At 51.2% G+C, this 18,182-nt stretch carries 17 protein-coding genes; 13 read left to right on the top strand and 4 right to left on the bottom strand.

The window, feature by feature from the left end; translation table 11 throughout:
- Positions 1 to 503: 503 nt before the first annotated feature.
- Positions 504 to 1,211 (bottom strand): hypothetical protein, encoded by a 708-nt coding sequence (locus ACP3TC_RS04670; protein WP_426817622.1) that lies wholly within the window; start codon positions 1,209 to 1,211, stop codon positions 504 to 506.
- Between the two features lie 117 nt (positions 1,212 to 1,328).
- Between ACP3TC_RS04670 and ACP3TC_RS04665 the strand changes: the two genes are divergently transcribed.
- Complete coding sequence (locus ACP3TC_RS04665; protein WP_426817621.1) at positions 1,329 to 1,541, top strand: helix-turn-helix transcriptional regulator; 213 nt, start codon at positions 1,329 to 1,331, stop codon at positions 1,539 to 1,541.
- Between the two features lie 244 nt (positions 1,542 to 1,785).
- Positions 1,786 to 3,393 (top strand): YfjI family protein, encoded by a 1,608-nt coding sequence (locus ACP3TC_RS04660; protein WP_426817620.1) that lies wholly within the window; start codon positions 1,786 to 1,788, stop codon positions 3,391 to 3,393.
- Positions 3,394 to 3,611: 218 nt separating this feature from the next.
- Here the strand turns inward: ACP3TC_RS04660 and ACP3TC_RS04655 are convergent, their stop codons facing one another.
- Both ACP3TC_RS04655 and ACP3TC_RS04650 read right to left on the bottom strand, forming a co-directional pair.
- Positions 3,612 to 4,241, bottom strand: coding sequence for an inovirus Gp2 family protein (locus ACP3TC_RS04655; protein WP_426817619.1), 630 nt, complete (start codon positions 4,239 to 4,241; stop codon positions 3,612 to 3,614).
- Between the two features lie 633 nt (positions 4,242 to 4,874).
- Positions 4,875 to 5,012, bottom strand: a complete 138-nt coding sequence (locus tag ACP3TC_RS04650) for a hypothetical protein (protein WP_426817618.1) — start codon at positions 5,010 to 5,012, stop codon at positions 4,875 to 4,877.
- A 126-nt stretch (positions 5,013 to 5,138) separates the two neighbouring features.
- Here ACP3TC_RS04650 and ACP3TC_RS04645 point away from each other — a divergent pair, with 126 nt between their 5' ends.
- The 9 genes from ACP3TC_RS04645 (at position 5,139) to ACP3TC_RS04605 (ending at position 11,082) form a co-directional block, all read left to right on the top strand.
- Positions 5,139 to 5,603: a hypothetical protein gene (locus ACP3TC_RS04645; protein WP_426817617.1), complete on the top strand. Its 465-nt coding sequence runs from the start codon at positions 5,139 to 5,141 to the stop codon at positions 5,601 to 5,603.
- Positions 5,604 to 5,662: 59 nt separating this feature from the next.
- Positions 5,663 to 6,175 carry a DUF4234 domain-containing protein gene (locus ACP3TC_RS04640; RefSeq protein ID WP_426817616.1) on the top strand — a complete coding sequence of 171 codons (513 nt, stop codon included), beginning with the start codon at positions 5,663 to 5,665 and terminating at the stop codon, positions 6,173 to 6,175.
- Between the two features lie 101 nt (positions 6,176 to 6,276).
- The gene (locus tag ACP3TC_RS04635) at positions 6,277 to 7,311 is read left to right on the top strand and encodes a hypothetical protein (RefSeq protein WP_426817615.1); all 1,035 of its coding nucleotides are present in this window, start codon (positions 6,277 to 6,279) and stop codon (positions 7,309 to 7,311) included.
- 617 nt (positions 7,312 to 7,928) lie between these two features.
- The gene (locus ACP3TC_RS04630) at positions 7,929 to 8,747 is read left to right on the top strand and encodes a DUF932 domain-containing protein (protein ID WP_426817614.1); all 819 of its coding nucleotides are present in this window, start codon (positions 7,929 to 7,931) and stop codon (positions 8,745 to 8,747) included.
- A 344-nt stretch (positions 8,748 to 9,091) separates the two neighbouring features.
- Positions 9,092 to 9,556 carry an antirestriction protein gene (locus tag ACP3TC_RS04625; protein WP_426817613.1) on the top strand — a complete coding sequence of 155 codons (465 nt, stop codon included), beginning with the start codon at positions 9,092 to 9,094 and terminating at the stop codon, positions 9,554 to 9,556.
- Positions 9,557 to 9,563: 7 nt separating this feature from the next.
- Entirely contained in the window at positions 9,564 to 10,043 is a 480-nt protein-coding gene (radC, locus tag ACP3TC_RS04620) for a RadC family protein (RefSeq protein WP_426817612.1), read from the top strand.
- Positions 10,044 to 10,056: 13 nt separating this feature from the next.
- On the top strand, positions 10,057 to 10,278 hold the full coding sequence (locus ACP3TC_RS04615) for a DUF987 domain-containing protein (protein ID WP_426818237.1): 222 nt from the start codon (positions 10,057 to 10,059) through the stop codon (positions 10,276 to 10,278).
- 20 nt (positions 10,279 to 10,298) lie between these two features.
- Positions 10,299 to 10,658 (top strand): type IV toxin-antitoxin system YeeU family antitoxin, encoded by a 360-nt coding sequence (locus ACP3TC_RS04610; RefSeq protein ID WP_426817611.1) that lies wholly within the window; start codon positions 10,299 to 10,301, stop codon positions 10,656 to 10,658.
- A gap of 49 nt (positions 10,659 to 10,707) precedes the next feature.
- Positions 10,708 to 11,082: a TA system toxin CbtA family protein gene (locus ACP3TC_RS04605; protein ID WP_426817610.1), complete on the top strand. Its 375-nt coding sequence runs from the start codon at positions 10,708 to 10,710 to the stop codon at positions 11,080 to 11,082.
- 287 nt (positions 11,083 to 11,369) lie between these two features.
- On the opposite strand, the gene ACP3TC_RS04600 is transcribed toward ACP3TC_RS04605, so the two are convergent.
- Complete coding sequence (locus tag ACP3TC_RS04600) at positions 11,370 to 11,591, bottom strand: hypothetical protein (RefSeq protein ID WP_426817609.1); 222 nt, start codon at positions 11,589 to 11,591, stop codon at positions 11,370 to 11,372.
- 727 nt (positions 11,592 to 12,318) lie between these two features.
- Between ACP3TC_RS04600 and ACP3TC_RS04595 the strand changes: the two genes are divergently transcribed.
- Both ACP3TC_RS04595 and ACP3TC_RS04590 read left to right on the top strand, forming a co-directional pair.
- Positions 12,319 to 12,495 (top strand): helix-turn-helix domain-containing protein, encoded by a 177-nt coding sequence (locus ACP3TC_RS04595; protein WP_313853250.1) that lies wholly within the window; start codon positions 12,319 to 12,321, stop codon positions 12,493 to 12,495.
- Between the two features lie 138 nt (positions 12,496 to 12,633).
- Positions 12,634 to 18,057 (top strand): hypothetical protein, encoded by a 5,424-nt coding sequence (locus ACP3TC_RS04590; RefSeq protein WP_426817608.1) that lies wholly within the window; start codon positions 12,634 to 12,636, stop codon positions 18,055 to 18,057.
- Positions 18,058 to 18,182: the final 125 nt, after the last annotated feature.

The raw sequence follows: 18,182 nt of genomic DNA, 5'->3' as shown, positions 1-18,182 counted from the left end.
ATATATTAAACAACTGATTCTGGAAGAAAAAAATCATTAACGCAAATAATTGACAAGCAAAATACAATGCTCACGCCCACGTTTCGCGAATCGCACTGTTCCAAGTTCGCTCTCTGTTTATTCCTTAAGGGACTGGCATTCGCCACTTTTCCACATCCCTGGCATCCTCGGCCCGGTTTCCAGATTTGAACCTGCACGCATGCGTGCGGTTTGACACACGTAGGCGGTCGTTGCCATATCCAGCCGTCTTTCTTGACTCCATCACCTTGCTCACGACTCAGATTCATGTCCCTGTGCCATCAAGGCACACCAGGTAATGTACTCAGGGAAAGCAGCATCAACAGGGTCAATCGCACGAAACAGCCAAAAGGCTGAGTTTCAAATCCAGAAATTCTAGTGCGTGATATTAGTTGCCCATTACATGACAGTGTTGGCAATATCAGCGCAAGATTACCTTTCTGGGACCTCATAACGATACGGACCTTTGCGAATGAAAAGCTAAATCAGCCATGCTTTTGTACCACCTTAGCAAAAGCCGCCTCAACCTCAGGATATTTTGCTGATGACCATCTCAAAATCGTGCTCTCCAGATTATCCGCTTTTAATTCTAACTCGTGCGTATCAATGAAAATTTGCAACTTACCTGAAACAGCTTCTGCAGCTTTTGTTTTGAACCTCCATCCTTCAGCTGGACATTCTGTCATTAACAAGCGAACAAGCTCCTCTCTAACGGGCTGAAAGTAGGCAGCTCTCCCCTCACCTACTTTTTTACCACTATCAATTTTAGTTTTTTTGGCAACCTCCTGTGCCTGCAGCCACTCATCACGTTCTCTTGCCCCCTTCCAATATCCGGCATATGTTGACGCCTGAATCATAAATCGCGCACTGCTTAAGCATTCACCTGTCGAATAAATGTACAACCCCCAGTGGTAGAGAAAAAAAGAAGCATACAAGTAAGGGTTGTAATCTCCTTTAAAAAGAGCGGAAAAATTAGCCTCAGACTCAACAAAGTCCCATTCATTTGCGACTTCACCTAACTTGAGCTCTCCCCTGGCAAGCACCGTGACTTTTCTTTCCGCCACTTTTTCCAGCTTCTTGCGCAGATTTTGATAGTCGCCACTGCTTTTTTCATTACCTCCATACTGGAAAAGAAGTCTCTCAGCCTCTTGTTTTGCCATAGTAAAAAACGCATCAATTTCTATATTATTCATTCAGTTACCATCATGATCAGTTGCTGTTTTTTTTTACTTTACTTGACGTATGTTTTTCCTGTTTTCCACTGTGTAATCTTCACCACATCCACACTGGACCAACAGGATACAACGGACATGACAACGCAAACTGTAAAAATACTTCGTATTCGCGAGGTGGTTAACAAACTGGGGATTGCCCGTTCGACTATTTATGACTGGATTAACCCCAAGTCGCCACGTTATGACGCCACGTTCCCGAAACAACGCCGACTTGGGCTGCAATCGGTAGGCTGGCTGGAATCAGAACTTGATGAGTGGCTGCTGCGACGTGGTACGACACACGCATAAAAACGGTCATCTGTTCTGCAAAAAACAATTGTAGATAAGTCTAACAACTTTAATTTAATGTTAAACAGGGTCTAATCAGACATATATCAGGGAAAAAATAACTCACATTCAGAAACAAGACGGTTTATTTAAAATAACTGTCACTTTAATAAAATAAGCACAGTTAATTAATTCGAACTGTTTTATTTAATCATATTCACAACTTATCCCATTACTGAACCACAGTAACTCAGGAGAATACAATATGTACAGTTTATCAGGATCGGTTATTCAGGCACTCCCGGAGCCTTATATTCCGACAAATAAACGGGAGCCTGCAGGCTACCCAACAGGATCCTTCCCTCCGGTAATGAAAAATGTTGTCAGGACCTTAAATGATGAGACCCGAGTTCCTGAAGAACTCATTGCAGCGGCGGTTCTTTCAGCGGGTTCGCTTGCCTGCCAGTCACATATTCAAGTGCTGCCCCCCTACTCATCAGCCCCCATGCCCTGCTCATTGTTTCTGCTCACGCTAGCCGTGTCCGGAGAAGGCAAAACTACCATTAGCAAAAAAGTCATGGAGCCTTTTTACCAGTTCGCCGAAAAAATGATTCAGGAGAACCTTCCCCGCATGGATTCTTATCTGCGTTTGTACAATATCTGGAAAATACGCCGTAAAGCGCTGGCCGCGCTTCTCTACACTGCAATCAAAAAGGGGGCTGAAAACCAGGAGGAGGAACGGATGTGCGATGAACACGATAAAGCCATACCACAAAAGCCGCCTCGCATGGCAATGCTCTATGAAGACACTACACCGAAAGCACTTCTTGAGGGGCTGGAGGAATATTCTGAAGCGGGATTACTCTCTGACGAAGCCATTACCTTCTTCAAGGGATATGCGAAAAACAACCTTGGCCTGCTAAACAAAGCCTGGGATGGAGACACCTATGAGTATCGTCGTGCTGATGATATTCCCCATACCATTAAACCCAGCCTGACACTGGCATTAATGGTTCAACCTCCGGTATTTGAAAATTACCTTAGCAAGCATGGCGAAATCAGCAAGGGCAGTGGTTTTCTTTCCCGGTTTCTTTATATTAACACCATCAGTACATTGAACAACCGCCGTTCAAATATCGACCACTCCCGTTCAGATGAAGCGTTATGCGCGTTTCACGGGAAAATTAATCTGTTACTTGAAAGACAGAAGGATCGCTTTTATAAAAACAACACGGAAAAACTAACCCTCACGTTATCTGAGGATGCCAAAGCATTATGGACGCGCAAACAGTCTGAGCTCAACAGTAAAATCGGCTCCGGGCAGGCGTTAGAGCATATTAGTGAGATCGTAGTAAAGTCGGGGGCGAATGCCCTCAGGATAGCAGCTATCCTCTCTTATATTGATTCAAATGAGCGCACATGTATTCCGGTTGAGATTATGAGGTGCGCCTTTGGCATCATTGAATGGCATCTTGATGAAGCAGACCGCCTTTTTTATCCATTCTCGGAACGTAATACATTTGTGGAAAGCGTATATGAAATGTTTGAATGGTTGAAAGAGCAGTTCTTTAAAAGCGAAGGGGCTCCTATCAGGAAAAATGACGTCAATAAAATCGGCCCGAATCGTTTACGTAATACAAAGACGTCACAGCCTATTCTTGAACAATTAATCGCACTTGAACTCATTTGTCTGATTAAATCGGGACCTCACTCTGCTGTGTCTATTGCAATGCCAATTATTAATAAATACAACGAATGGGCAATCCCGACAAACTATTGGGCCCAAAATCATAATCCCATCATTGGTTCTAAAATGAATATCAAAGGGAAATATGGGCGGAAATACTTCGACTTAGACAGGCTTAAATATTAATTCTGGCTGGTTCATGAAAACATTGAGTGGGATCCTGAGAACCAGAATGCGTCTCCCCTCGCACTGAAAAATTCAATCTGACATACAAAAAAGCCGCGCGGGTCGCTACTGTAGCAACTTGTGCGGCCTTTTACTGTTGTTCCAATTAAAAAACGCGACCAACAGGTCAATATTTAAACAAATTACCCGGTTCTACGGAATGAGAAAAATGCTGCGTATTAGTACTGACTACAACCAAAACACCGCTGTCTGTCCGTATAGTCTTTACTGTAAATCTTCGCAAGGTAATTGGCCCTGTCAATGACAGTTCTCAAATCAGCTTCAAAACATTTACTGCTAACATTCAAATGATAATACCCATTATTGGGAAACTCCACTAACGGATAATGCAATTGAGAATTTGCAGAAAACCCTTTATTCAGCGTACGGGCCCATGCCTCCATTATCATCAAGGACAAATTATGTTTATACACGCCATCTTTTTCGAAGTATGCACCAGGATAAGCATAGGTATCTTTATTAATCAATAGTACCAGATGATAATGTTTCTTCAACCCCTCGCAAAACTCCCTTGCCCAGATATACCTTAAACGGGAGTGATGAACCCGCTTCCCTGATTTTTGTCTACGGTTTAAATCAGCAGATATTTGTGCCTTGAGGGAAGTTATAAATCGGGTTATCAGAGATGAGTCGTCACTATATAGAATATAGTCTGAGTCAGGAAGTCTGAGGTCAACACGTACAACTAACGTACGCGGATATTCCTGTAATGCTTTATCCAGTGTTTCGCTGATACGCTTTACCGATTGTTGATTTAAAGGACCGTAACTACTGACATTCATATTCATGAGATTAACCTTGCGTATTTCATCAAAGTAATTACTGGGAAATGTATTTATTTACTTACATAGCAGAAATGAGCACTATCAAATCTGACATTGATAATTCAACAACAAGAGTTCATAGCATGTAACTGGCTTAATGATATAATCATAATCCTGTTGGTTACGTTCATGGATTTGACTAAGATGTATATAATTCGATGCCGTATATCTAAACAACAGGCTACAGACACTTGGCTATTGCACTATACAAAAACAACACTTACAGCATATAAAAACAATGAGTGTACTTTATAGTTATATTACCAACCCGACATGTAAACCAACCAATAGTCCATGAAATACAATAAAAGAAGAAAATATCAATAATGGGCATTAGTTAGACAATTGAGATAATCATTTCACTCTCAAGTTAACGTTAATTACGCATATAATATGACACACGTAATAGTAATAAACTGATCTTTTAAGAAATCATTATACCTCATCTCAGAGCGCCTGAAATTTGACAGACAATCCACTCCCTCATAGCAACAAAGGCAGCTCTGCGTGAACACCTGTTGAGCGCACCTCCATGCCCCCACTTTCAGAAAATTTTTAGATATATATCACCACCACGAAGGGTAATCCTGTTTGTTATTACATCCCAGGTTTCCCTTCCTGCTGTCCGCCATATTGCACCGTTTTTTTACGTGTTGTCAGCAACCCCTGTGGTGAATGTCGATAAGCAGTGCTCAACCACGATCGATTTTGTCGATCGGTACGATCGAATTTCATCGTTATCCCCTTCGCTTTTGTGGCTATAAAATCCGCACGGGATGTTTATAGCTGTCAGTGTTCCATTAAAAATCATGTAAATACCCCTTCCGTGTAGCGGAATACGACAATCTAAGGAGCGTAGAAATGAACAGAAAAATGATTCACACAGTGCTGCTGGTCTGTGCACTGATGCCCGCAATGGCTCAGGCCTTCGGCAATCACGATACCTGGACGAGTGGCTGGGGCCAGGGCGTGTCGGAGTTTGTCATCAAGGGCAAAGGTCAATCTCAGCTGTATCTCGCCTGTGACGACGCGGGTTCACAACCTGCCACCCTCATATTCACGGACGCCAGCGGGCACCAGGTCAGCATAGACAGCGGTAAACGGCTTCAGGTCCGGATTGACGGAGGAGAGCCTGTTGATATCAGCGACTCCGACAGCCGGGTCGGGGACGACCTGATTACCCAGGCCTGGAACGCACTGAGAACCGGTGAGCAGGTCCTCGTCACGGGTGACGGCCTCAGGCCAGCCCTGTTCACACTGAACGGTGCGGGGAAAGTCCTGCCCGCCTTTAACACGCAAGGGTGCATATCAAAGTTTGCACTGTAATCATTCACCCCAGGCCACGGCCTGATTTCTCAATAAAAACCCGTAAGGATACATTTTGTATGAACGATATCTCCACTCTCAGCCAACGCCTGGCGACGCCCACCTTGCATTTTGTTCTGCTCAGCATTGCCACCTTCGGCGTCTGGCCGCTGCTCTGGCTGTACAAAAAGCAGGATATTATCCGCGAAACCACAGGCATGCCGGGTTACGGCAACCTGTTTATCATCTGGCTGGCGGTCTGCTTCGGCGTCGGACGGCAGCTGGCGGCGATGGCCTCCCCGGACCTCGCGGGATACGACCCGACCAGTGACACCCTGCTGGGGTTAAGTGCCGTGCTGTCGCTGGCCTGCGCGGTGATGTACATCGTCTGGGCCTTTAAGGCCCGTGCCGCCCTGCGCCATTATGCGTTGAATACCTTCCACTTTGACCTGAAGATGAACGCGTTCTACACCGTCATCTTTAACGTCTTCTACATCACCTACTGCATTAACGCCATGCCGCAGGCGCTGGCAAAGCACCGCATCATTCATCAGCAGGTTCAGGCCTCTTCCGATACTCCACTTCAGCCGTAACCCTTCATTCACCGGCACATCGATGCACGTTACTGACGTTACTGACCGCCATTTAGCCACCGCGATTCGTGACCCGATGAGCCTCCCAAAAGGACGATTCTGTGAAAATTAAACTATGGCTGATGTCCATCCTGCTTCTGTTATCCGCCTGTCAGGACGAAGCCCATATCAATCAGGTAAAATCTCTGGTGATGGATAACGATACCAGCATTACCCTCGGCAATGCCCTCGACCATCGCGAAGTCTGTGAGCAAACGCGCTGGTCGCAATTTGATGACGAGAAAGGACGCACCGTGGTGGAATATCGCTGCATGTTCCCTGAGTCAAAATACTTACCGGCGTTCCAGTCACTGAGAGTCAACTACCTGAACACGCTGAATGACAACTTACGCCACTATAACGACAGGCTTAATGATGCGCTCGCGGAACAACAGGCAGAATTACAGCGCCTTGATAAGGCCCGCAGTGTCTTTGATGCACTCAATAAAAGCGGTGATTTACAGCGCTATCAGGCCATATCCCGACATTTCGACTCGGTTATGGCCATGAGTTCTGCCAGGCAACTGAACGAATTTTTCTCCGATGAACGGGGAGAACGTTTTATTGCTGATGAACTGAAAGGCGACCCGAACGCCAGAGGGACGATTAACCGGATTTATGCCGCCCTCAGGCAGGCCGGTCTGGAAAACGAATACGGACGTAATGCCCGTAATGAGTTTTGCTCACCGCCGGATCTGTTGCTGGCCCCCATGTCCTCGCCAGCCGAAGTCAGACAGTCGCTGGATGACTGCCAGGCGAAAATGAGTCAGCGAGGTGACAGCTACAGCGTCAGGGACAGCCGCAGCCGAATAGAGCGCATAAAGGCCTCACTCGGCAGGGTTAACGTCAGTGTGGATGCCATTGCGTACCAGGAGACTTTTCGCTGGAGCGTCATCCCGAATGAAGAGCCCGTCCTGTACTACCACGCCCTTACCCTGAGCGTGAAAAATCATCCCGATATGGACGTCACATCACCCAATGATGCAGGCAACGCATACACCAGCGCCCTCAGGGAGGCTTATCAGGGTAATAATTTCTCAGATTATAAAGACCGGCTGTGGCGACTGGTCGCGGTTATGTACCACATCACAGATTAAGTTGCGGCACAGATATCCCGCCCCCCGTAAGGCATTAATAATGAATCAGCATTCGCCACCACCCTGCCGGGACCATCAGTTCGGCTGATGTCGTACCGGACGGGTGCGTTCCCTCTGCCTTTCCGGGGGCATATGAGCAAAGTACTTTTTGGCATGTCTGAATACACGCCCGTCACCGCTGAATAGCCCTAATTTTATACATATTTGCCCCATCCGTTTCGTCCGAAACGGATGCGCCCACCGTCAGACACCCTTTCCTTTGTATTACACGCTACCCACTGGTAGCTGAGAGATTACACCTATGACCTTTCTGAAAATGCTGGTGACCGCACTGGGCCTCGTGCGGCAGTCATCAGGCACGGCAGTTTATTGAAATCCGCTTTCGTCAGGCTGGCTATGATGACAACAGCATTGATGCGGCCAGAGAAGCGGTCACGCTGCTGGTCACCGCGCTCATTACTGCCCTGATGGCGCAGATACTGCTGATTCTGGCTCCCGTGTAGCCGCCCTCCACCAGCAACATCCGTATCCCGTGAGCAACACCTCCCGCCCCTGCCTCCTCACGGAGCAGGGGCTTTTACTTTTATGCCATCGGATTAACCGATAAGGAATGAACCATGCGTTTAACCAGCCGCTTTGGTGCGGTCAATCTCGTTCGCCGTGACCGCCCACTGACCCGCGAAGAGATGATGCAGGTCGTCCCCAGCGTGTTCGGGGAAGACAAGCACGCGTCCAGAAGCGAGAAATACACCTATATCCCCACCATTACCCTGCTGGAGAACCTTCAGCGCGAAGGCTTTGAACCCTTCTTCGCCTGTCAGACCCGCGTACGTGACCCGGGCCGCCGCGAGCACACCAAACACATGCTGCGCCTGCGCCGCGCCGGTCAGATAAACGGTCAGCAGGTGCCGGAAATCATTATTCTTAATTCGCACGGTGGCGAATCCAGTTTTCAGTTAATTCCCGGGATCTTCAGAAGCGTGTGCACGAACTCACTCGTCTGCGGACAGTCGTTTGGTGAAATAAGGGTTCCGCACCGCGGCGATATCATTGGAAAGGTAATTGAAGGGGCTTACGAGGTGCTGGGGATATTTGACCGGGTCGAGGAGAAGCGCGATGCGATGCAGTCGCTACTGTTGCCGCCGCCTGCGCAACACGCTCTGGCAAAAGCGGCGCTGACGTACCGGTTTGGACAAGAGCACCAGCCGGTGACCGAGGAGCAAATACTGACCCCGCGTCGATATGAAGACCGGAAAGACGACCTGTGGTCAGTCTTCAATCGTTGCCAGGAGAATCTGAGTAAGGGCGGCCTGTCCGGGCGTTCGGCGCAGGGCAAACGCAGCCGCACCCGTGCGGTCAACGGTATTGATGGTGATATCAGGTTAAACCGTGCGCTGTGGGTCATGGCCGAAGAACTGCAGCAGGCACTGAAATGAGGCTGCAAGTGCCTGCAAATGCCAGCCAGGCGGAGGTCTGGCCTGTGCCTCTAAACCACGCCACCTGTCGTTCTGTTTCTGATGATGACCTGTGCGCCTGGTGTACACATCTCTGTTACCGCCCCGGCGAACTCAGTCTGTGCCGGCAGGCTGAGGCTGACGGCATCTGGCCTTCACGATGCAATGCTGACGGCTATGCGCAATTCTGCCCGGAACTGCACCTGACCACTTGCTGATGTTACCTGCAGGTAATGCCGATCTCCCTTGACGCCCCGAACCTTGTTTCTCGCCAGTAAGGCCCCGTTCAACGGGCCCTGTTTATTACCTTTCAAAAGGAACAACCGATGAATAACGCCATAAATCAGCACATCGTTACAGATCCTGAAAATACTAATGCCATCACCGCGACTCTGCTGTCCGATCACCTGCGCCCGAACTTCTGGCCGCAGCACTTTGGCACCATTCCTCAATGGATACTGCTCGAACCGACAGTCTTCGCCTGGATGGACCGCTTATGCGCGGACTACAGCGGGGGTATCTGGCAGTTTTACACGCTGAGCAACACCGGTGCCTTTATGGCACCAGAAGCTGACGATGCCAGCAGTGCACCCTGGTCGCTGTTCAACACCATGAATGGCAACTGTGGCGAACTCAGCAGTGAGGCCGCCGGAATAGCCGTCAGCCTGATGGCGTACAGCCACCACGCTATGCGCACCGAATGTGACACCATGACGGAGCACTATTACCGCCTGCGGGACTACGCGCTCAACCACACGGAATGCAGCGCCATCATGCACATCATCGACTGAGGACAACATGGAACAACAGTTACCGTTGTTTGCTGTCGGACTCCCGGCATCTGCACAACAGACCATCCGGGAAGCGTTAACCCTGCTGGAATACCAGCTACGGGAGCCCGGCACGTCATTTACTTCCACCACCGCCGTTCGTGACTGGCTGCGTCTGCAGCTTGCCTCACTGGAACGCGAAGAGTTTGTGGTGCTCTTTCTGGACAATCAACACCGCCTGATAGCCAACGAAACGCTGTTCACCGGCACCATCAACCATACGCAGGTCCATCCCCGCGAAGTGGTGAAGGCCGGCCTGAAACATAATTGCGCTGCTGTCATTGTCGCTCATAGCCATCCCTCGGGTCTCGCTGAGCCCAGTCAGGCTGACCGGCAGATAACCGAACGCCTTAAACAGGCGCTCGACCTTGTGGGCATGCGCCTGCTGGACCATCTGGTGGTTGGCGGGATGGACGTCACCTCCTTCGCTGAAAGAGGCTGGTTATAGGGAGTAAATCGTGATGAAAATCATCAGCAAACGTCAGGCGATGACGATATATCGCCAGCATCCACAGACCCGGCTGTTTCGTTTCTGTACCGGGAAATATCACTGGTCCGGTAGCGTCTGCTACTACTACGGTCGGGAAGTGCAGGATATCAACGGCGTACTGGCGGTCTTTGCTGAGCGTCGCCAGGACTGCAGCGGGCCTTATGTCTGCCTGCGCAGCGTTACCCTCAATTAACCTTTTTAAGGAGTGCAAAAATGCAGAATAAAAGCAAGATCGCAGCTCAGGATATTGCTGAACCGTGGTGGGGACTCCGACGCGATTTCTCACCGTGTTTTAGTGCCCGCCTGGTACAGGAGGATAACCAGTTGCATTACCTGGCTGACCGCGCCAGCATTGCCGGGATATTTAATGACGCAGATTTACGCCATCTGGACCAGGCATTTCCGGTACTCATGAAGCAGATGGAACTGATGCTGACTAGTAGCAAACTCAAGCCCCGTATTCAGCGCTGCATCACGCTCCATGCAAAAGGGCTGATATGTGAGGCTGATACGCTCGGCTCCTGTGGCTATTTATATATCGTAATTTATCCGACATCAGCAACAACCGCATAAATCCAGGACGCTTTTCCTTAGTCAAATCAACCAACAAAGAGCTCAAACCATGCAAATACAATCCCTGTCCCCTCAAAGGGTGACATCGCCACGTCTGTCGTCAGTCGAAATCTGGCGAAAACTACTGAAGTATCTGCTGGAACAACACTACGGTCTGATGCTGCACGACACACCGTTTGGCAACGATGGACTGATCCAGGAGCATATTGATGCGGGTATCTCACTGTGTGACGCGGTAAATTTTATTGTGGAAAAGTACGACCTGGTGCGTACTGACCGTCACGGTTTCAGCGTGAAAGAGCAGTCTCCGTTTATCGGCAGCATCGATATGCTCCGCGCCCGGAAGGCTACCGGGCTGATGACACACAATGGCTATCAAACCGTTACTGGCATCACCAGCGGTAAGTTCAGCAGAGGCAAATAATGACGTTAACCTTGATCGTTGAATCCGACACCAGCAGCGATCTTCCCTTCAACATGAGGCCAATACAGAACAAAGGGGAGAGATCACACAATCGAATTCGCTGCTCTGATTGCCGAAGTTAGTGATCACGATTACTTACTTCGCGTTGCAGCCCCTCGGTGAAGGCCCACGGACGCCTGAACGAGAGTTATTGGTTCCCGGATCAGGCTAGCGCCAGCATAATGACTGGCGCTTTTATCGAGTCATCATCAACTGATACTCGGCAGGATCAACTTGTAAAACAGTGCTCAAACTCTTTCAATTGTAAGTATTTCACCAGTATCATTTAACTCGTCCGTAATGTACTCGACTTCTTGGCCGCATTCACATTCCGGACATTTGACCTCACCAGTATAGGTGTAAGAAGTTGTGTGATTTCCTGATGGACCATTGCTTTCTTTGTGTAACTGAGCTAAATCAAACTCAAATTCAATCCCACATTCTTCATTACTGCATTCAATTGACGGCATCGTGTTAGTCCTCATTTTTTGTGTGCTATCAATATTACCTAGGATGAAATGCTGATTCCATAAGAAGTTAGCAGGCAAGCCCGAACTTCTAAAACAACCCAGTATTAATGGGGAAGACAACCACATGAACTGTGATTAGTACGATGATCCAGTACGTGCACTTCAGACCATCTCCCCCTTAGAATGCTTCAGAGATTACAGCTTGATTATCGGCTCTTTTTCTCACTCCAAAAGGGTGAAAAAACTTTTAGGCACCTAAATAGGCACCTGCGAAAAGTTGAACCAGTAGTTACCAAAGTAAATTCAATGAATTACATAACCAATTCAGACTCCCCCAGCCCGGCGGGCGTAAGCCTGTTCAGTCAGTCCGGATGTCTGCCATGCCTGAATATGCTGGCGTTGCTGCTGTGGGGAGTGCCGCTTTTTCTGGTCATCGCGGGTCTCGCTTTGTGAATAAAAGAAGAGATCGCAGCGCGAAGTTGATGCCTCTATATCACAATGAGAGTTCCCCGGATAGATACTCTGTATCACCAAGGTTTACCGCAAGATCCTTAACGACCATACGTTCAGCTACGGCAATAAACTCTGTTTTATTGAATCACCGCTCAAGCATTCTATCGCCAATCATAAAATCGAAATCCGAGCAGGAAAAGATAAACAGTTCAGCGCCTATTTTGCAGGCAGACAATTACAGGTATCAGAGGTAACCGAGCCTGTAAAAGCCTCAATGAAAGAGACTGATGTTCAGAAAAAACTCGATGTACTGGGCCTGGCTGACAAGCTGAGTACTGTCGCTGAAGCATCACGCCTGAGCGGTGTGTCTCGCGATACAATTTACCGCCACAGACGACTTCTTAAAGAAGGTGGGAGCCGCCCACTTAAACGGCAGGAAACGCCTATCTGAGGCGTAAAAACTGCACTGATATAAGCATTGAGAATAAGGTTGTGCACAAAACCACAAACTCCCGCCTAAAAACGACAGTTCGCCCCGTCCTGCCATGTCATATTCCCCCATAATTTTATTTTTATGACGGATTTATCCATGCTCAACCCCTCTATGACCAACCTCACCCAGCGCCTCCGGCAGGGGCTCACCCCGCCCCTCCCACAGACGCCTGCAACGCTGCCCGATGCCCGCTTACGGCTGAACAGCGCCATGAGCCAGGCGGGAGAGAGCTGGCGCGACGCCCCCGCCGTCTGCGCGGCGCTCAGGGATATGCTGACCCTGTCTGATGACTTCCGGCAACAGTTGGAGACCGCCACCGGGTTAGCGTTTTCCGCCACGCTGCCGGAGCGTCCCCAAAAAATGGAGGACCTGCTGGACCGCGCCGGCTTTATCCACGATGACGCCCTCAACAAACTCAGCGCCGCGCTCCTCGGCCTGAAGCGCGCTTCACTCTCCGCTCCCGCGCGCTCACCGGCGTTCGCCCCGGCGCCTATCCTCTCCGACGCAGTAAAGGAGGCGGCGCTCGGTATTCTGCTGGAAAGCGGGCTCAAACTGACCGGGATGTCCCGGGACCATGCCCAGGCGGTGCTGCCGCTGATTAAACTCGTCCGCAACGCGCTGGCCGTGGTGAGTGAGAAAGAGACCACCCTGGCCGACCGGCTAAAGAGCATCACGTTTAAGCTGAACACCGCACAGGCCAGCCTGAAGCAGGCCAGCCCGGACTCGGCCGCCTGCCGCTGGGTCAACGCGCTGTGTGACACCGTGGACGTGCTGAGTCAGGGCCTGTCGGTCGGTGCGCTCAAAGACTCGCTGTCAAAACTGCAGACCATCCGCGAGCTGGGGCTGTCAAATATCTGCGCGACGCTCACCCCCCTGCTCGAGCAGGCAGAGATGTTTCAGCAGTGGAAAGAGGGAAAACTGACCAACGACGCGCTGGCCGTCCGGATGCTGGAGAGCGTGGCACCGCAGCAGGTGACCCTGATGCTGAACGTCGCCAGGAAGCTCAACACCGCCGCCGCGGAGGGCGGCGCGCTGTCGGCATTAGGCCGTGAGCTCCCGCCCATGCCCGGGAAGGCGTCAGCAGGCGCCTCCCTGCGCTGGATGATGGAGGCTGTGCAGTCTCCTGCCCTGCGTGAAAAACTGGAGGCAAATGATGGGCAGTGGCTGCGGACCGGCCTGAAGCTGGATGACAACGAGGCCACCTTTGTGCAGGAGGGGCTGCTCAGGCATGCCCAGGCGCTGGCCGATTTCCCGTTCAAAGGCACGCCGGCGGCCCAGCTCAGCGCGCTGGCCCGCATGCCCGGACTGGCGGGCCTGTTCGGCATGATGAACGTCTCTCTGAATGACACGGTCCCGCTGCTCGGCCCGCTGATGAAGGATGGCCTCCACCTGTCGGACCTCGGCGGGATGGCCAACGCCTCCGGCACCTGGGAACAGGCCCGGGAGCTTGCCGGCCTGATGGACGGCAAAAAGGTCGGCTACGCGACCGGTGAGGCGCTGCTCGGCAGCAGCCTCGCGGTGCTGAAAAAGTGTGGCGGCGCACTGTATGATATCGCCCAGGCGGCCAGCCTGCCCGCCAAAAAAGCCTACGGCTTTTACAAGAGTGAACATGCCCCCGGCAGCACTACCAGCGTCAACACCTTTTACCGCAGCCTTATCCACTATATTCAGGACGATTATAAGAGCCACCCCGCGGACTACACCTTCGACACCCTGAGCACCCTCTCGGCCATCGTCTCCGGGACCCTGAAGTGCGCCAGCGGCGTCAGCGCGCTGATAGGGAAAAATACCGCCGAGCTGCTTGAGGAGTATGCCCGCACCGATCCGGCCACCTTTTCGCGGCTGGAGCATACCCTTATCCATGCGGTGCTGGATACGCGGCTGGCTGTCGAAATCCGCGACGCCCTGCAGAGCGGAGACTACGTTCAGGCCAGAAAACTGCTGGAGCCGCTGGGCCGGGCGCTGGAGAATAGCGCCGGCGATCGCCTGTTCCTGCGCAGGATGGCCTCGCTGGTGACCTTCCTCCCCGCGCTGTGCGATATCCACCAGGCGGTCAGGGACAGCAACACCCCCCAGCGCGAGCTGAGCGGCCGCCTGCAGCAGCGGCAGACCATCATGCTGAAGCATCCTGAGTTGCTGAGCACCCTCCCACCGCTGACGATGCTGCAACGGGACCTGGCCCGCCTGCAACAGCAGAGCGGTATCCGCGTGACGCCGTCAGACCAATTGCTGGCCGACGGTGAGGTGCTGCGGGCCGCCGTCGCCCGCCTCCCCGCCGGAGAGCAACGCAGTCGTCTGCAAAACGAACTGGAGACGCTGGAGCCGGGCCTGGCTGCCCTGAAGGCGCAGGGGGAGGCGTCGGGACTGCTGCCGACCCAGACGCGCCTGCATGACGCCGTGCGCCAGACGCTGGCAGAAGAGGGGGTGCCCGCGCAGAACATGGCGCTGGCGCAGGTGGAAAATATGAAAAAAATGCTGAGCCAGGTGCCGGACACGCTCGCCCTGCCGTCGCTCACCTCGTTTTCCTCTCTGTCGTCCCTCCCTGCCCTGGCCATGGATGTTATCGCGCTGCTGCAGGCCAGCAAAAAACCGGGACTGGAGGCCGCGGTGGCGAAGTTGGAGACGCTGCTCACCAACGCCGCGTCAGACGCTATTCACGACGGCGTCCACTGGGTGGCCGGCAAAACCGCCCAGCTGTTCACCAAAGAGGTGGAGCTGACGGCGGAGGAGAAGGCGCAGGGCTGGTTCGTGATGGAAAGAGAGCTGTCGGTGGGGCAGTTGGCGACGGGAGCGGCGGCAGGGGCCGCGTCGGGCGCGCTGCTGTCGGCGATGTTCCTGCTGCTTTCCAGAGAGGGCGAGCCGGGCATAAAAGGGACCGCGGGTGACCGCCCGGTCACCCTGAACAGGACAGTGACGACCACTGACGGGGAGAGCGGCGCGCAGATCGTGCGGCTGTCGCCGTCGCGTGCGGGGGTGTACGGGCCCACGACCCAGCCTGTCGCTCAGGCGGGCGGCGAGTGGAAGCGGTGGTTGGCGCTGGCGCTGCCGGTTGTGGCGGGGGCTGCGGCGGGGGCCGGGGTTGCCGCGGCGGTGAACCCGGCGATCCGCGAGAAACGGGACGAGCATGACGTGCCACAGGGGATGAACACGGCGCTGACCGGGCCCGGACGCTTGCACAGGGTGTTGGGTGAGGACGGGGTGACGAAGGGGATTATTCTGGCGGAGGGCGCGAACCCTGCGCAGGAGGATGCCGGGTTGCAACAAAGCAACAGCCGTGTAAAACGATCGAATTTTGTTACCCATACCATGAAGGTAAGAGAAACCAAAATTCAAAAGATCGCTGCAGAAGAAAAGTTACACGAACAGGCACGCATTGCCGGGCAGGTGCGCATTGACAACATCAGAAACAGCTGGTCAGAAGCCTATCTGGAAGGGAAAGTGACAACCTGGCTGCAGGGGGTGCAGGAGGGGGCCGTGATCCGAATGGGCGCAGAGTTCGCCCCTGAACAGTTTATCCGTAAATTTATCCAGGACATTATTGATAAGCACCCTGAGGCGGCGAAGCGCGACGAGCTGACGTCGCCGGACAGTGTCATCATCATGAGAGAGGGCAAAGCACCCGGCAAGGGAAGCACGCCCGTTACGCTGATCGATCTGGCGATGGGGAAATTTAATTATTTAGCGAAATGGCCGGAGTGGAGAGGTGAAAAACAGGCATTCTACACCAGCGCTGAGACGGTGGCGTTTCGTACGGCATTACTGAATGATGCCAGCCCCTATATGAGCAGGGGTGGCTATAACCTGCCAGGAGGAGCAGGGAGGGCCCTACCTGATCGTGTCCAGAGTGCCTTTATCGACCAGCTTGACAGCATCAAATCTGACGGTACAAAAAGAGAGAAGATGGCTAAATTCTACTCGCTCTCTTTTTATAAAACCGCGAAGGCATTAGCGGTTGACCCCGGCCTGGCGGTGTTCAAACCGCAGCTTGAACAATATCTGAAGGGGGAGATAAAGCCACACCAATTAACTTTCCATGATGAGTGCTTAACTGAGGTTGTTGCACTGCGTGCAGGCAACAATGTGCTGGCATGGGACGCCGCTGGCACCATGTTACCTTTTATCGAAACAGAGCAGGGAATGGGTAAGAAGAATGTTCAGGACTGGATCCTGAAACACCTATCGGCTAATACGCAATATACCTGTAGAGATCCAGATAAAAGAGCCCAGAATTTTAATTTTCGTAACATTTCAGAAGGTTGGAGTCATCTTGGGCCGCTAGAATATGGCAGTCCATTATCTCTTGAAAAAATAGAAAACATTGGCCAGGATACCGTAGCAAACCTGCTGAAGCGGGCAGAGCAGGACATCAAGAGTACGATATCCACCAGGAGTGAGTTTTTTCTTGATGGTCTGATTGATGGTCTGTTTATCGGCGCAGGGATCGTTTTGTCGTCGGTGGTTCCCGGATCTGGCATCGCGTTACTCTTAAAACAGGTCGCTCTGGCCGCAGGGCTGACGTTGAAAAAAGATCTCGTCAAACTGGCATTCGCTGACAGTAGGGAACAAGCGGAGGGTATTATCTCAACCATACCTGCGAACTTGCTGGCCAGCCTGCTTGTGGACGGCAGCATCACCCTGGGGCTCCCGCTGGCAAAAAAAATACTGGCGAAGGGAAACATCAAAGTCCCGTGGGCCAAAGAGTTAAATACCGTGAAAGACACCATGGTAGGTGTTCCCGGATATAACCTGGCGAACGACGTGGGTTCAAATATAGGTAAGTTTATCAACAAGGATAACGCTGGGAGTACGAATACCCGCACTCAACTATCCGTTCATATCTGGGGCCAGCCGGATAAAAATGGTCATAAAGGAGATCTCTATTTTTGTGAGTCAACAAAAGGCTATTTCACCTTAAAAAAAGATGGGGATTATGGCTACTTCCCGACATCAAAAACAGATAATGAATGGTGGCATTTTACAGATCATTCTGCCCTACCCTTCCATATCTGGGGCCAGCCGGATAAAAATGGTCATAAAGGAGATCTCTATTTTTGTGAGACAACAAAAATGTATTTCACCTTAAAAAAAGATGGGAATTATGACTACTTCCCGACATCAAAAACAGATAATGAATGGTGGCAATTTATAAGTCAACCTGCCCAACCCATCCATATCTGGGGCCAGCCGGATAAAAATGGTCATAAAGGAGATCTCTATTTTTGTGATACAATAAAAGGATATTTTACCTTAAAAAAAGATGGGGATTATGGCTACTTCCCGACATCAAAAACAGATAATGAATGGTGGCATTTCACAGAACATTCTGGCCCACCCTTCCATACCTGGGGACAGCCAGATAAAAATGGCAATAAAGGAGATCTCTATTATTGCGAGACAACAAAAATGTATTTTACCTTAAAAAAAGATGGGGATTATGGCTACTTCCCGACATCAAAAACAGATAATGAATGGTGGAATTTTATAGGTTATGCTACTGACAATAATATTAAAAATAGATAATTTACCAAGATCGTGAATAGGCTCTTTGTCAGAAATGAAAGACAGGCTCAATATGAGTTATGCTGATTATCTCATTAAATGGGGTGGCGGTGAATATCACACTCCAGTACCAGATAATATCAAGA

The organism is Winslowiella sp. 2C04 (assembly GCF_050037805.1).
Lineage (GTDB): Bacteria > Pseudomonadota > Gammaproteobacteria > Enterobacterales > Enterobacteriaceae > Erwinia > Erwinia toletana_A.
This window is presented reverse-complemented; position numbering and strand designations above follow the sequence as displayed.